Origin of the sequence: Sorangium sp. So ce1335, from assembly GCF_051521615.1 — a bacterium.
Classification (GTDB): Bacteria; Myxococcota_A; Polyangia; order Polyangiales; family Polyangiaceae; genus Sorangium.
In genome coordinates, this window is record NZ_CP150363.1 from 9742602 (window position 1) to 9756602 (window position 14001).

Genomic DNA, 14001 nt, shown 5'->3' on the forward strand with positions numbered 1-14001 from the left:
GCGGCGGCGGCGCGCGGGCGGGAGCCTAACGAAGATCGCGCGCGGCGGCGCGGCCGATCGCGCGGAACCGCTGGAGGAAGCGGAGCAATTCCGCGCGCGATCGCGCCCCCTGCGCCGCCGCGCTACCGCCCGACGTAGCGGCGCCGCGACGGGACCGAGACGAGCACCTCGGAGCGCGACGCCGGCGGCGGCACGCGCTCGCCGTCGTGGAGCACCATCGCCGTGAGGCGTCCGCCGTACACCGCGCCCGTGTCGATCCCGGTCGCCCACGCGTGCATCTGCGGCTCGCTCCGCGCGTTGTGCCCGAACACGACGTGCGGCGGGCCCTGGTAGGTCTGGCCCCACAGCGTCTTGCCCCCGCGGCGCTCGACCGGCTCGCCGTAGCGGCCGAGGCAGCGCACGTACATCAGCGTGTGCGGGTCCTGCCGCTCGATCGGCAGCCCGGGGATCAGCCCCGCGTGAACGACGCGCAGCCCGTGATCCGGCAGATCCAGCCAGTACGGCAGCGTCTCGAGCCAGGCCCAGTCGCGCTTGCGGAGCTGCTGCGCCGTCTCCTTCGAGAGCTCCCCCAGCGGCTCGCCGCGCGGATCGCTGCGGCCGGCGCGCCAGCGGAGCAGCCGGTCCTCGTGGTTGCCCCGCACCGAGATCGCGCCGATCTCGCGGAGCAGGTCGAGCGTTCCGCACGGATCCGGTCCGCGCACGATCAGATCGCCGACCATGACGACGCGATCGCCCGTCGCGTAGCCGACGTGCTCGATCAGCCGCGCCAGCTCATCCCGGCAGCCGTGAACGTCACCGATGATGATCGTGCGCGGCATCTCACACCCAAGGTAGCAGGGACGCCCCGTCCAGGGGGCCCCGAGGCCGCGACCAGCCGCGCGCAGCACGGCCGCGCGGCCCCAGGCCCGGCCGGGCCCGGGCGGCGCGAACAGCGAAATTCCCTGGAATTACGGAAGCTTGAACGACGTTCGCCGCCGGGCAGCCGGCCTCATCGGCCGGCGGCGGCTCGGTCGCCGCCCGGGCGCGCGGCGCCCGGGGCTTCGGTCAGGGGCGTCACGGGGAGTCGATCTTGGCGCGCTTCGGGATCACGACGATCCCGCCCTCGCTGACGAACCACTTCTTGCGGTCCTCCTCGAGGTTGAAGCCGATCTCGGCGCCCGCCGGGATCTCGACGTCCTTGTCGATGATGCAGCGGCGGAGCTTCACGTGGCGCCCGATCTTCACGTCCTCGAACAGCACGCACTCCTCGATGTGGCTGAACGAGTTCACGCGCACCCGGTTCGAGAGCACGCTCCGGTGGATCCGGCCGCCGGAGATGATGCACCCGAGCGAGACGAGGCTGTCGGTCGCGATGCCGACGCGCGCGTTCGCCTCGTCGCGGAACACGAACTTGGCGGGCGGATCGTGGCTGATGCCCGTCCGGATCGGCCAGCGCGGGTTGTAGAAGTTGAACGCGGGCTGGATGCTGACGAGATCCATCTGCGCCGCCCAGTACGCGTCGATCGTCCCGATGTCGCGCCAGTACCCCGCGCCCTCGTCCTCGCCGGGCACGAGGTTCTCGTGGAAATCGTAGACGTAGACGCGGCTGCCGCTCTTGACCATGCGCGGGATGATGTCGCGCCCGAAGTCGTGCGCGCTGTCCTCCGTCGCGGCGTCCTGCTCGAGCACGTCGAGCAGCGCGGGGGTCTTGAAGATGTAGTTGCCCATCGAGGCGAGGCACATGCCCGGCCTGCCCGGCATGCTCGGCGGATCCTGCACCTTCTCGTGGAAGGCGATGATGCGCCCCGCGGCGTCGCACTCGATGACGCCGAAGGCGCGGGCCTCCTCCTTCGTCACGGGGATGGCGGCGACGGTCACCTCGGCGTCGCGCGACAGGTGCTCGTGGAGCATCTGGCGCACGTCCATCTTGTAGACGTGATCGCCGCCGAAGATGCAGAGGTGCTCGGGCGACTCGTCCGTGATGACGTGCTGGGTCTGGTAGACGGCGTCCGCCGACCCCTTGAACCAGCTCTTGCCCGTGCGCTGCTGCGCGGGGACGGTCTCGATGAAGCTGTCGAGCATCGGCGACAGGCGCCACGCTCGGGCGATGTGCTCGTCTAGCGACGCGCTCTTGTACTGCGTGAGGATCTTGATTCGGTGCAGGCCGGAGTTGACGAAGTTCGAGAGGACGATGTCGATGATCCGGTAGCGGCCTCCGAACGGCACGGCTGGCTTCGCCCGATCGTGCGTGAGGGGGCCGAGCCGGCGGCCTTCGCCGCCAGCGAGGATCATCACAAGAACCTTCGACGCTTCGAAAGCGGCGCGCAGTGTCGTCTCGCGCATGGGACGGAGAGGGTACTCGATCGATGTTGCCAGCGCGAAGAGCGGAAACGCCTCCGCCGCGCATTCTCCGCCATTGTCGCCGCTCTGCGTAGGTGCCGCGCCCGCGGCGCGGGCTTTCCCGCCGCCGCCGCGCGACCCGGGCCCGCCAGGAGCGCCTCGCCGGGGCGCGGGGCGGCGGAAGGCGCCGTCCGCCCGGCGGCCGTTCGCCGCGCGCTCCGCTTGATGAAGCGCAGGGGACGTTCCCGTTTCTCTTTACGATCCGCTCGCAGCCGTGTTAGCCGTTTTCGCCGCCGCGCGCGCATGCGAGAGGCGCTTGATCAGCACGCGGCGCAGTGCTGTCCGACGGCTACTCCAGCGCTGGATCTTTCCTGCTGGTGCGCCTGTCGCGTTGACCTCTGGAGATGCCATGAACGTCCGATTCGGTCGAACCCTCGCCGCCGCTGTCCTCCTCGTCGCGGGCACTTCAGGGTGCGGAACGGACGAGCAGCCGTACCAGCCCAAGCCCGCCTTCAGCGGCCGCAAGCCGAACCTGCCCGCCGTGCCGACGCTCCCCGCGAAGGCAAAGAAGCAAGGCGACGCCTACACGGTCTGGGGCGTCACGCACGACCTCCGGAGCCGCGTCCACTTCGAGGACGTGAACGGCAAGAAGCTCTCGATCATCGGCTACATCGTCAAGACGAACCTCTCGGAGGCCCCGACCTGCGCCGTGCACAAGACCGGCAAGGCCGACCCGCCGGACTGCAAGGCGCCGGTCCCGAGCTTCTCGATCGCCGACGAGAAGGGCGAGACGAAGGACGTGATCGAGGTGATGGGCTGGGCGTCGAACTTCGCCCAGATCTACAGCATGATCGAGGCGATCGACCGGGCTCCGCGCGGCAAGGAGAACGAGGCGAAGCTCTCCGACGAGTTCTGGGGCCAGGATCTGCCGAACCCGATCCCCGCCGTCGGCGCGAAGGTGAAGGTCACCGGCACCTACGGCGTGACGTTCACGAAGTCGACGGGCGGCGCGGCCGCCAACCCGAAGTACGGCATCATGTCGGCCGAGCAGATCGAGTACCTCGAGCCGCCGACCGAGAAGGCCACCCTCCCCGGCATGAAGCGGCGCCCCTGACGCGCCCCCTGACGCCCAGCCAGGCGGCCGCCGCAGCGCAGAGCGCCCGGCCGCCTCGGGTGAGGCCTCAGGTAAGAATGGACCGGATCCCGCTGCTCGGCTCGGTCGCCGCCGACTCGAAGATCGCGTCGATGATCAGCCGGCGCATCCCCTCGTCGCTCGCCTCCCGGTGATCGAGGCGCACCAGCGAGGCGGGCGTCTGGCGGATCACGGTGTCGAACGAGCCGGCATCGAACCGGTACAGCTCCTCCGTGACGATGATGGCGTAGGGCTGGGACGCGGCGATCGCCGACCGGAGCGAGCGCAGATCGCACTCGCGCACGGCGACCCCGAGCCGGGCCCCGACCTCCCGGCACACGGCGACGAGCTCGGCAGGACAGCCGGCGACGATCACGAGCGGGATGGGCGGAGCGCTCGGGACCACGGCCTTTCGCGGCTTCGTACCGTCCTCCATACGCGGCTCAAGGTAGGCCATGACCCGAGTACGCCGGCAAGGGAATTGTTCTCCCCGGCACCACGGCGCACGGGCCACGCGGCCCGCGCGAGCCCCCCGCGAGCGCGCACCTCCTGCGCTCAGCGCCCATGCTGGACATGCCACCCCCGGCCCTCCTCCGCGCCGACGAAGCGGATCCGCCCGGATCGCTCCATGTCGTCGACGAGCTCTTCCGCCTCGAGCTGCGAGATGTCGATCCGGCCGCAGAGCACGTCCCGGAACCGTGTCTTGCCCTCCACGTAGTCGGCGTCGATCAGCGAGCCCAGCGTGCCCGCGAGGATCTCGGCCGCCAGGTCCAGCGCCAGCACGGGCGTGGACACGGCGTCGTCGGTCGTCCGGACGGTCTCGTCCGTCGTCTGGACCGCCGCGTCGCCCATCGCGACGCTCTCGTCCTCGGTGATGATGGTGCCGTACTCGACGGCGCTCGGATCGTTCGTCATGCCTCCACCTCCCCCACGCTCGAACGGGCCCGGTGACCGCGCCCGCGTCGGGGCTCCTCCCGCGCACATGGAGCGCAGGAGCGCCGGGCGGAAGCCAGGGCCGTGATGGGAGCGCTGAAGAAGTGGGCCCTGGCCGCGATTTCAGGCGGCAACCGGCGGAGAGATCAGGGAAGCTACCTGCCCCGGGGGCTCCTGGCCCCGAGAACATGACGCCGCCCCCGGAGGACTTCCACGCACGCCCCAGCCGCTCGGGGATCGCCCGCACGCCGCTCCCCCGCGCGCCGGTCCCCCGCGCGCAGGGGCCGATCGCGTTCCAGCTCGTCGGCCGGGTGCTCCTCCACGCGATCCTCGTGGGCGTGGCGGCCGGCATCGTCGGCTCGCTCTTCTTCGCCGCCCTCGAGCTCGCCGAGCACGAGCTCCTCGTCTCGCTCACCGGCTACGTGCCGCTCCGCGCGAAGGGCGAGGCCGTGCTCCCGAGGGTGGACCACGGATCGTTCCGGCCCTGGCTCGTCTGCATCGTGCCCGCGCTCGGCGCCCTCGTCGGCGGGGTGCTCACCGCGAAGCTCGCGCCGGAGACCCGCGGCGGCGGCAGCGACGCCTTCATCAGCACGTTCCACCACAAGGCCGGCCAGATGCGCGCCCGCGTGCCGGTGGTGAAGGCGCTCGCCTCCATCTTCACGCTCGGCTGCGGCGGGGCCGGCGGGCGCGAGGGGCCGACGATGCAGATCGGCGGCGCGATCGGCTCGATCATCGGTCGCGCCCTGCGCGTCGGCGCGCGCGAGCGGCGGATCCTGCTCATCGCGGGCGCGGCCGCGGGCATGTCGGCCGTGTTCCGCACGCCGCTCGGGGCCGCGCTCCTCGCCGTCGAGGTGCTCCACCGCGACGACTTCGAGGCCGACGCGCTCATCCCGTCCATCCTCGCGAGCGTCGTCTCGTACTCGGTCTTCATCTATTTCTTCGGCGAGTCGACGCTCTTCGCGCACGCCCCGCGCTACCCGTTCATCCCGGGCCACCTGCCGCTCTACGCCGCGCTCGCGCTCGTCGTCTCGCTCGTGGCCACCGTGTTCCTCCAGACGATGCACGCCGTCGAGCACACGGCGCACAAGATCCGGCTGCCGATCTGGGCGAAGCCCGCGCTCGGCGGCCTCGCGCTCGGCGCGCTCGTGACGCCGCTGCTCATGCTCCTCGGGCCGCGCTTCGACCGGCCCGGGCAGGGCTTCGGGATGCTGGGCGCGGGCTACGGGGCGGCGCAGATCGCGATCACGGGCGCCTCGTGGATGCCGAGCGGCTGGACGGCGGTGCAGCTCCTGCTCGTGCTGCTCGCCACGAAGATCGTCGCGACCTCGTTCACCGTGGGCTCGGGCGGCAGCGCGGGCGACTTCGGCCCGTCGCTCGTGCTCGGCGCGCTCACGGGCGGGGCGTTCGGGCGCGCGGCGGAGCTCTTGCTCAACGACCCGCGCATCGACCCGGGCGCGTTCGCGCTCGTCGGGATGGGCACGTTCTACGGCGGCATCGCGCACGTGCCGATCGCCTCGCTCGTCATGGTCTGCGAGCTCGCCGGCAGCTACGACCTGCTCGTGCCGCTCATGCTGTGCGAGGGCATCGCCTTCGTGGCGCTCCGGCACAGCACCCTCTACCGCGCGCAGGTCGCGACGAAGCGCGAGTCGCCGGCGCACCGGGACGAGCTCATCGTCGACGTGCTCCGCAGCATCCGCGTCGCCGACGTCGTCATCCGCAGCCGCCCGTTCGTGTCGTTCGACGCGCGGACGCCCGCCGCGAGCGTCGTCGAGCGCATCGCGGCCTGCGAGTGGCAGGACACCTTCCCCGTGCTCTCCGACGACGGCAAGGTCATCGGCACCATCGACGCCGAGATCCTCCGCGCCGCCGCGATGAGCCCCGAGCTCTCGGGGCTCGCCATCGCGCACGACATGATGACGACCCCCGCCTCGGTCAGCGAGACGGAGGACCTGCACGCCGCGCTCCAGGTGCTGCTGGAGCACGGCGTGCGCGAGCTCCTCGTCACCGACATGGACGGCAAGATCGTCGGCTTCCTCGACGAATCCGAGGTCACACGCGCCTACCACGAGGCGACCGCGCAGCTCGAAGGTGCGGCGCAGTAGCCACCGCGCGGAACCGCGCACACGCGGGCGCACGCGGTGATCCCCGCGCCCGACGCGGCGCGTTTCCCGAAAGCTCCCCGAAAGAAAACGCAACTTTTCGGCGCACGCGGCCCCTGCCGCGACCGCCCGTGCTTCACGATTGCACGCGCGAGGATGTCCCGGTCACGCGCCGCGCCGCATCGCGGTCGCTCCGCGCAACCTCGCATGACCGGGCGCAATCCCGGGCGCAATCCCGGCGCAACGAGCAGCGATCCGCCGCCGTCGGTTTCGGGAGTCTCCTGAGCTACCAATCTTGGATTCCACGCAGCGACGGAACGAGGAGCGTGGTGGATACTCTGGTTCATCCCTGGAATTCGGTCCGGTGAGCGCGCAGGGGAGAGGTCCATGCTTGTCGATACGCTCGGAGGTCGGACGGTGCGGCGCAACGCAGAGGTACGAACACGATCGAGCGCGCCGAACAGCCGCGCCAAGCTGGTGGTGGTCGTCGACGACGAGCCCAGCATCCAGGAGGTCGTGAGCATGATCCTGGAGAGCGAGGGCGGCTACGAGGTGCGCTGCGCCTCGAACGGCGAGGAGGCGCTCGCGCTCCTCGACCAGATCGCGCCGCCGGATCTCCTCGTCGTCGACATCATGATGCCGGTGATGGACGGCTGGGGCCTGCTCACGGCGCTCCGGCACAACGAGAAGACGGCGCGTATACCAGTCATTGTTTCATCCGCGTCTTCAAAACATGACGCGACGAGCCTCGGTGTCGCTCGAGTGCTCCCCAAGCCCATCGACTACGACGCGTTTCTGGCCGCGGTCGACGAGCTCACCCGCTGTCGCGACCGTCAGAGCCTCGACGCCGAGTAACGCCGCCCTTCACCGCAACTGGCCCATGGACCTCGGGGCCCTCCAGGCGGTAGCTTCGCGCAAGTGTTGTTAGAGACCCCGGGTGCCGGCCTCTTCGCCGGCTACACACCGCTCCCCGGCGCCTACGACGAGCTGTTCGGCCGAGACGGCGCCCCTCGACCCGAGTTCCTGCGCACAGCGACGCTCCTCGGCGCGTTCGCGCCGGACGAGTTCGCGCGCGCGCAGCAGCTCGCGGAGCTCGCCCTGCTCAACCAGGGCGTCACGTTCTCGGTCTACGCGGATCAGCGCGGCGCGGAGAAGATCTTCCCGCTCTGCCTCATCCCCCGGATGCTCTCCGCCGCGGACTGGGCGCACATGGAGCGGGGCCTCGAGCAGCGGGTCCGCGCGCTCGGCCTGTTCCTCGACGACGTCTACGGCGAGCAGCGCATCCTCCAGGACGAGCGCGTCCCCCGCGACCTCGTGCTCGGCTCGGGCCAGTACCTGAAGCAGGCCCACGGCCTGCGGCCCCCGGGCGGCGTGCGCATCCACATCGCGGGTGTCGACATCATCCGCGACCCGGCCGGCACCTTCCGCGTCCTCGAGGACAACCTCCGCACGCCGTCCGGCGTCTCCTACGTCCTGGAGAACCGGCTGATCAGCAAGCGCGTGCTGCCGCACCTGCTCGACAAGGCGCGCGTCCAGCGGGTCGACCACTACCCCGCCCGGCTCGCCGAGACGCTGCGCTCCGTGTCGCCGGTGGCCCCGGCCGGCACGAGCGCCGTCGTGCTCACGCCGGGGCCGTACAACTCCGCCTACTTCGAGCACAGCTTCCTCGCGCGCACGATGGGGCTCGAGCTCGTGCAGGCGCCCGATCTCTTCGTCGATCAGGACCAGGTCTTCGTCCGCACGACGCGCGGCCCGCGCCGGGTCCACGTGATCTACCGCCGCATCGACGAGGCGTTCCTCGACCCCGAGGCCTTCCGGCCCGACAGCCTGCTCGGCGTGCGCGGCCTGATGCGCGCCTACGCCGCCGGCAACGTCGCGCTCGCGAACGCGCCCGGCAACGGCGTGGCGGACGACAAGGCCGTCTACCCGTTCGTGCCGGAGATGATCCGCTACTACCTCGGCGAGGAGCCGATCCTCGAGCAGGTCCCGACCTACCTCTGCATGCGCGACGACGACCGCCGCTACGTGCTCGAGCACCTCGAGGAGCTGGTCGTCAAGGCGGTGGACGAGGCCGGGGGCTACGGCATGCTCATGGGGCCGCAGTCGACCGCGGCGCAGCGCGAGGAGTTCCGCGCGCGCATCCAGGCGACGCCGCGCCGCTACATCGCCCAGCACCGGGTCGAGCTCTCGACGAGCCCCACGTGGGACCCGGCCGTCAAGGCGGCCGTCCCGCGCCGGCTCGACCTCCGCCCCTACGTGCTCACGGGCCGCGACGGCTCGTGGGTGCTGCCCGGCGGGCTCACGCGCGTCGCGCTCGTGGCCGGCTCGTACGTCGTCAACTCCAGCCAGGGCGGGGGCTCGAAGGACACCTGGGTCCTGAAGAGCCCCGCCGACGGCGCGCAGCGGGTCCCGTCGATCGGCGCAACGGACCTGGCGCCCGGGGCCGCGACGGGCGACCCACAGGGCGCGCCGCCCCCTTCCGAGCCCCCGGAGGCGCTGTGATCTCCCGCGTCGCTGACCACTGTTTCTGGTTCGGCCGCTACCTCGAGCGGACCGAGAGCGTGGCCCGGATCCTCGCCGTCACGCAGAACCTCGCGCTCGACGCCGAGCTCTCGCCCCACCAGTGCTGGATGCCGGTCGTCATCGTGGCCGGGCAGAAGGAGCACTTCACCGCCCGGCACGGCGAGGAGGCCGCGGCCGACGGCGAGCTCGTGCAGCGCTACATGAGCCTCGACGACGACAACCCGACGAGCCTCTGCCGATCGAGCTCCGCGGCGCGCTGGAACGCGCGGTCGATCCGCGAGGTCGTCAGCCTCGAGGCGTGGGAGACCGTCAATGAGCTCCACCTCTGGATCAACAGCGACGAGGCGCGCGAGGAGTTCCGGTCGAGCCGCTACGCCTTCTACCGGCGCGTGCGCCAGATCACGCAGCTCTGCCTCGGGGTCACCCAGAGCACGATGCTCCACGACACGCCGCTCGACTTCATCTGGCTCGGCGTGCTGCTCGAGCGCGTCGGGCAGACGGCGCGCACGCTCGACGTCCACCACCACGCGCTGACCCAGCTCGAGCCGCCGCCCTCCGAGTCGAACGGCCAGGCGCAGGGCGCCGTGCGCCGGCGGCACCGCGTCGTGGAGACGGCGCTCTGGCTCTCGCTCCTCCGCGCCTGCTCGGGGTTCGAGCCGTTCATGAAGCTCAACCAGGGTCAGGTGAGCCCGCAGGCCGTCGCACAGTTCCTCCTGTTCGAGCCGCGCTTCCCGCGCTCGATCCGGCACTGCGTGCACGCGGCGTTCGCGCGGCTCTGCGAGATCCGCCCGCCGGAGAGCGCGACGCTCCCCGGGGGCGAGAGCCTGGAGCGGCTGCACCTCCTGCACCAGTGGGTGGCCGACAGGGCGGCCGAGCCGTTCGACTCCCTGTCGGTGCACGCGGCGCTCACGCACGTGGTCGACGAGACAGCGACGATCTGCGACGGTATCGGTCGCGAGCTGCTCGGTTACGGGCCGCCCGACAGCAATCCACCCGCGACGAGCCAGTAGCCCGACCCGTCAAGCCACTCCATGCCGAATCTCCTCGCGATGTCGTTCGAGGGCGAGCTCGCCCCGTGCTTCGATCTCACCTGCCTGCGGCCCGGGGGCAGGCTGCCCGACGGCTGGGGCATCGGGTACTACCCGGGGGGCGAGCCGAGCGCCACGGTGCTCAAGGAGCCGGCGCCGCCGCAGGGGAGCATCCGCAGCGAGCTCGTGAAGGCGTGGGAGCACCTCGAGTCGTCGCTGCTCGTGCTGCACATCCGCACGGCGACGTGGGGGAGCATCAACGACGCGAACACGCAGCCGTTCAGCCGGAGCTGGGGCGGGCGCGACTGGCTGTTCGCGCACAGCGGCAGCCTCGTCGACCGGATCGAGGTCGATCCGAAGTCGCTCTTCCAGCCCGTGGGCTCGACGGACACGGAGCTCATCCTGTGCGAGCTGCTCCGCTGGATGGCGTCGGAGGACCTCCGGAGCATCGGCGACATCGATCCGGCGGTGCTGCGCGACTGGTTCGACGAGATGAACGAGCACGGCCCGCTCACGTCGGTCCTCTCCGACGGCCGCGACCTCGTCGTCTACGCGGACCGGGATCGCGAGGGGGACGCGTTCCTCTGGGAGGTGCTGCCGCCCTACGAGCGCCTCGCGTTCGGGGACGACGACCTCGAGGTCGACCTCACGAAGCGGGGGGTCAAGAGCCGCAAGGGCGTCATCGTCTCGTCGGAGGAGCTGAAGGTCCACGCCGGCGCGCAGCCGGCGCACTGGGCGCGCGTCCCGCCGGGCCACCTCGTCATCCTGCGCCAGGGCGCGCTCCGGGCCACGGCGTCGCCGCACATCGACAGGCGCAGGCCGTCGCCGTCCACGCCGCCGATGTCGTCGCGCCCGGTCCGCCGGCCGACGCACGCCGCGATCCGCCGGTTCCAGGTGGTGCACCGCACGGCGTACCACTACGCGACCGCGGTGGAGCGCAGCACGCACCTCTTGCGGCTGACGCCGGCGCACGACCGGCTGCAGACGGTCCTGCACAACGAGATCAACATCTCGGTCGAGGGCCAGCAGCGCGAGTACGACGACGTCTTCGGCAACCGCGCGCGGCGGGTGCTGCTCGACACGCCGTTCAAGGAGCTCATCATCGAGTCGAGGTCGCGGGTCGAGCTGCTCGACACCGACCCGCTGAGCTTCCGCCCGCTGCGCGCCCGGTCGACGATCCCGCTCGTGTGGATGCCGTGGCAGCGGCAGATCCTGCAGCCGTTCCTCCTGCCGCCGGAGCTCGCGGAGAGCGAGCTCGCGGAGCTCAGCGAGTACGCGATGACCTTCGTCGAGCGGAACGACTACGACCTGCTCGACACGCTGCTCGACCTCAACGCGTCGATCTTCGAGGAGTACGAGTACAAGCAGGGGGCGACGAACGTGTTCACGACGGCGTTCGACGTGTACGCGAACCGCCGCGGCGTGTGCCAGGACTTCACGAACCTGTTCATCTGCCTGACGCGGCTGCTCGGCGTGCCGTCGCGCTACGTGTGCGGGTACATCTACACGGGCCCGAAGCACGAGAACCAGCGGCAGAGCGAGGCGTCGCACGCCTGGGTGCAGGTGTACCTGCCGGAGATCGGGTGGAAGGGCTTCGATCCGACGAACGGGGTCCTCACCCAGACCGAGCACATCCGCGTGGCGGTGGGGCGCAACTACATCGACGCGACGCCGACCTCGGGCACCATCTACGTGGGGGGCGGGGCAGAGCGCCTCGAGGTCGACGTGCGGGTGGATCCGATCGACTGAGCGGGAGGGCCGCTCAGGGCCGCGTGGCGATCCAGTAGAGGAGCGCCGTGCGGCTGAGGCCCTCGTCGAGCTCCGTCAGCGCCTGCGCCTCCTCCCAGGCCGCCTCCTTGTCGACGACCGCGTGCGCCGCGGTCAGGAAGCCCTTCCAGGGGTCCTCCGCCGACTGCGCGGCGTCCGACATCGCGGGCCACGTGTCCTCGATCCACGTCTTGGAGAGGAGCGACTCCGAGATGGGCGTGATCGGGAGCATCTGGATGCCATAGATGTACTCGGGCTTGGCGCCGAACCAGGTCGAGAAGTCGGCCTTGGTGGACCAGAGGACGCCGACAGCGCCGTTGTCCTTGAACGGCACGTCATAGACGGTGCTGCTCGCGGGGATCTGCCAGTAGGTCTGCGCGGAGGCCGTCTCCACCGCGAGGAGCAGCCGGCCGATGTTCATCACGTCCTCGTCGCCGAGCGCCTCGCCGAGGAGCTTGATGCTGTACCAGGCGTTGACGGCCTCGGACGTGGACTCCTGATTCCGGCCGTCGGCGAACGGGAACAGCCCGGAAGCCCACGAGTGGCCCCTGAACCAGTCCATGTGACGGAATGGCGTGAAGTGCGGGTCCTTGGAGCTCGGGTTCGCGATGTCCCGGACGAGCCAGAGCACCTTGTCGGCGTAGCTGTCGCGCCAGGTCTCATCGCCCTTCGCGAGGACGGCCGCCGCGTAGAGGAAGTAGCCGTAGTGGAAGTGGTGATCGTTGTAGTACCCCTGGCCGAAGTCGGCCTCCTTGCTCTCCAGGCCCTTCGTCGTCACGAGGCCGCCCCAGGTCGAGTCGTAGAGGAAGGGGTTCTCGTTCTCCCCGTTGAGCCACCGGTTGATGCGCGACTTGAGCCGCGCCCTGAGCTCCTCCGCGAGGTCCGCCTTGCCGACCACCTCGGCGATCTGGGCGAGGCGCGCGAGCTTGGCGAGCTGCTTGCCGGCGCGGTAGGGGTCTGTGCCGACGACGTCCTCGTCGGGCGTGTACCCCCCCTCGTCCTCGAGCGCCGTCACCACGGCTTCGCCCCACTGGTCCGAGACGCGGCGCGGCGCGTCCCAGCCGATCTCGCTGAGCGGGTACACGAGCTCCCACTCCGCTCCGGAGATGGCCCTCATGTCGCCGATCACGGTCGGGTACGAGAGGTCGGCGGTCCGCGCCTTGTCGATGTGCTCCAGGTGGTGCGGCAGGGCCATGGTGAGGAGCTCGCCCTCGCCCTTCGTCTCCCAGACGAAGCGCAGCGTGGCGGTGTCCTCGATGATCGTGGCCTTGATGTCGCCGCCGACCGGGATGACGCCGGCGTGCTCGTCGAGCACGGCCGCGGCGTTCGGCCCCGGCACCAGCGCGAGGCGGAGCGATCCCTCGTAGGGCTCGGCCGCGTTCATCACGATGGCGTCCCACTCGAGGGTGATGGAGGGAGACGCGTAGAGGACCCACGTCTGGCCGTTGTTGAGCGAGATCTCGAATCGATCGCCCGTGACCTTCGTGGGGCTCGTCGAGTCGCCATTCACCGCGGTGAACGCCACGCCGTCGCCCGCGCGCACGGAGGGGGTGAGCCCGTCGTACGTGGCCGTCACGTACGGCATGCCGTAGACGATCGGCGCCGTCATGGTGCCGCCCTGCGCCGCCCACTCGACGGTGACGGAGAGCAGGTCGGACGACCGGACGGTGTGGCCCGTGACCGCCTGGCGCACCGTGAGCCCGAGCTGCGACGCGTCGGCCGACGTGACGGCCGTGCTCGCCACAGCGACGGGCGGCCGGGAGATCGACAGCCCCTGTCCGAGCGCCTTGAGGTCGTACGGCGCGGCGTTGATCCGCTGGTCGCCGTCGCCGAGCGCGAAGTTCATCCAGTTCGCGTTCGTCGGGAGCGGGGTGTCCAGCTCGCTGAGGACGTCGCCCGGCTCGAGCGGGTGCGGCGCCTCCGTGAACTCCGGCTCGCCCCCCGGCAGCGGCCTGTCGCGGTCGAGCTCCCACACCTTGACCTCCTCGCCGCCGGCGCCGCCCGCGCCGCCGGCGCCGCCGCTGCCGCCCCCGCCGCCGTCGTTGCTCACCGGGGGCGCCGGCGGGTCGTCACCGCCGCAGGCGACGCTCGCGCCGAGGCAACTCAGCAAGGTAAAGGTCCTTACCATCGGATGTTTCAGAATCATGATCTGGCTCCCTCGCTCCAGCGCTCATCGCTCCACCTGACGTGAGGCGAGTCG

General features: G+C 71.0%; 11 protein-coding genes. 6 read left to right on the top strand and 5 right to left on the bottom strand.

The window, feature by feature from the left end; all coding sequences use genetic code 11:
* Positions 1 to 122 precede the first annotated feature (122 nt).
* Both WMF24_RS36320 and glgC read right to left on the bottom strand, forming a co-directional pair.
* Positions 123 to 818, bottom strand: a complete 696-nt coding sequence (locus tag WMF24_RS36320) for a metallophosphoesterase (RefSeq protein WP_437732038.1) — start codon at positions 816 to 818, stop codon at positions 123 to 125.
* A 235-nt stretch (positions 819 to 1053) separates the two neighbouring features.
* On the bottom strand, positions 1054 to 2322 hold the full coding sequence (glgC, locus tag WMF24_RS36325; protein ID WP_437732039.1) for a glucose-1-phosphate adenylyltransferase: 1269 nt from the start codon (positions 2320 to 2322) through the stop codon (positions 1054 to 1056).
* Positions 2323 to 2728: 406 nt separating this feature from the next.
* On the opposite strand from glgC, the gene WMF24_RS36330 reads away from it, so the two are divergent.
* On the top strand, positions 2729 to 3433 hold the full coding sequence (locus WMF24_RS36330) for a hypothetical protein (RefSeq protein ID WP_437732040.1): 705 nt from the start codon (positions 2729 to 2731) through the stop codon (positions 3431 to 3433).
* Positions 3434 to 3500: 67 nt separating this feature from the next.
* On the opposite strand, the gene WMF24_RS36335 is transcribed toward WMF24_RS36330, so the two are convergent.
* Together WMF24_RS36335 and WMF24_RS36340 are read right to left on the bottom strand one after the other, a co-directional pair.
* Positions 3501 to 3887: a hypothetical protein gene (locus tag WMF24_RS36335; RefSeq protein WP_437732041.1), complete on the bottom strand. Its 387-nt coding sequence runs from the start codon at positions 3885 to 3887 to the stop codon at positions 3501 to 3503.
* Between the two features lie 119 nt (positions 3888 to 4006).
* Positions 4007 to 4366 (bottom strand): hypothetical protein, encoded by a 360-nt coding sequence (locus WMF24_RS36340; RefSeq protein ID WP_437732042.1) that lies wholly within the window; start codon positions 4364 to 4366, stop codon positions 4007 to 4009.
* A gap of 206 nt (positions 4367 to 4572) precedes the next feature.
* Here WMF24_RS36340 and WMF24_RS36345 point away from each other — a divergent pair, with 206 nt between their 5' ends.
* The 5 genes from WMF24_RS36345 to WMF24_RS36365 all read left to right on the top strand — a co-directional run bounded on the left by WMF24_RS36345 (position 4573) and on the right by WMF24_RS36365 (position 11783).
* Complete coding sequence (locus WMF24_RS36345; protein ID WP_437732043.1) at positions 4573 to 6486, top strand: chloride channel protein; 1914 nt, start codon at positions 4573 to 4575, stop codon at positions 6484 to 6486.
* Between the two features lie 384 nt (positions 6487 to 6870).
* On the top strand, positions 6871 to 7338 hold the full coding sequence (locus tag WMF24_RS36350) for a response regulator (RefSeq protein ID WP_437732044.1): 468 nt from the start codon (positions 6871 to 6873) through the stop codon (positions 7336 to 7338).
* Between the two features lie 63 nt (positions 7339 to 7401).
* Positions 7402 to 8985: a circularly permuted type 2 ATP-grasp protein gene (locus WMF24_RS36355; RefSeq protein WP_437732045.1), complete on the top strand. Its 1584-nt coding sequence runs from the start codon at positions 7402 to 7404 to the stop codon at positions 8983 to 8985.
* Positions 8982 to 10016, top strand: a complete 1035-nt coding sequence (locus WMF24_RS36360; RefSeq protein ID WP_437732046.1) for an alpha-E domain-containing protein — start codon at positions 8982 to 8984, stop codon at positions 10014 to 10016. Before WMF24_RS36355 ends, WMF24_RS36360 begins: the two co-directional genes overlap by 4 nt.
* Before the next feature lie 21 nt (positions 10017 to 10037).
* Positions 10038 to 11783 (top strand): class II glutamine amidotransferase, encoded by a 1746-nt coding sequence (locus WMF24_RS36365; RefSeq protein ID WP_437732047.1) that lies wholly within the window; start codon positions 10038 to 10040, stop codon positions 11781 to 11783.
* A gap of 13 nt (positions 11784 to 11796) precedes the next feature.
* Here the strand turns inward: WMF24_RS36365 and WMF24_RS36370 are convergent, their stop codons facing one another.
* On the bottom strand, positions 11797 to 13911 hold the full coding sequence (locus WMF24_RS36370; protein WP_437732048.1) for a glycosyl hydrolase: 2115 nt from the start codon (positions 13909 to 13911) through the stop codon (positions 11797 to 11799).
* Positions 13912 to 14001 lie beyond the last annotated feature (90 nt).

Excerpts from the sequence above, each read along its gene's own strand:
- WMF24_RS36350 (WP_437732044.1), top strand. The coding sequence starts at position 6,871 with ATGCTTGTCGATACGCTCGGAGGTCGGACGGTGCGGCGCAACGCAGAG.
- WMF24_RS36330 (WP_437732040.1), top strand. The coding sequence starts at position 2,729 with ATGAACGTCCGATTCGGTCGAACCCTCGCCGCCGCTGTCCTCCTCGTC.
- WMF24_RS36340 (WP_437732042.1), bottom strand. The coding sequence starts at position 4,366 with ATGACGAACGATCCGAGCGCCGTCGAGTACGGCACCATCATCACCGAG.
- glgC (WP_437732039.1), bottom strand. The coding sequence starts at position 2,322 with ATGCGCGAGACGACACTGCGCGCCGCTTTCGAAGCGTCGAAGGTTCTT.
- WMF24_RS36335 (WP_437732041.1), bottom strand. The coding sequence starts at position 3,887 with ATGGAGGACGGTACGAAGCCGCGAAAGGCCGTGGTCCCGAGCGCTCCG.
- WMF24_RS36345 (WP_437732043.1), top strand. The coding sequence starts at position 4,573 with ATGACGCCGCCCCCGGAGGACTTCCACGCACGCCCCAGCCGCTCGGGG.
- WMF24_RS36320 (WP_437732038.1), bottom strand. The coding sequence starts at position 818 with ATGCCGCGCACGATCATCATCGGTGACGTTCACGGCTGCCGGGATGAG.
- WMF24_RS36365 (WP_437732047.1), top strand. The coding sequence starts at position 10,038 with ATGCCGAATCTCCTCGCGATGTCGTTCGAGGGCGAGCTCGCCCCGTGC.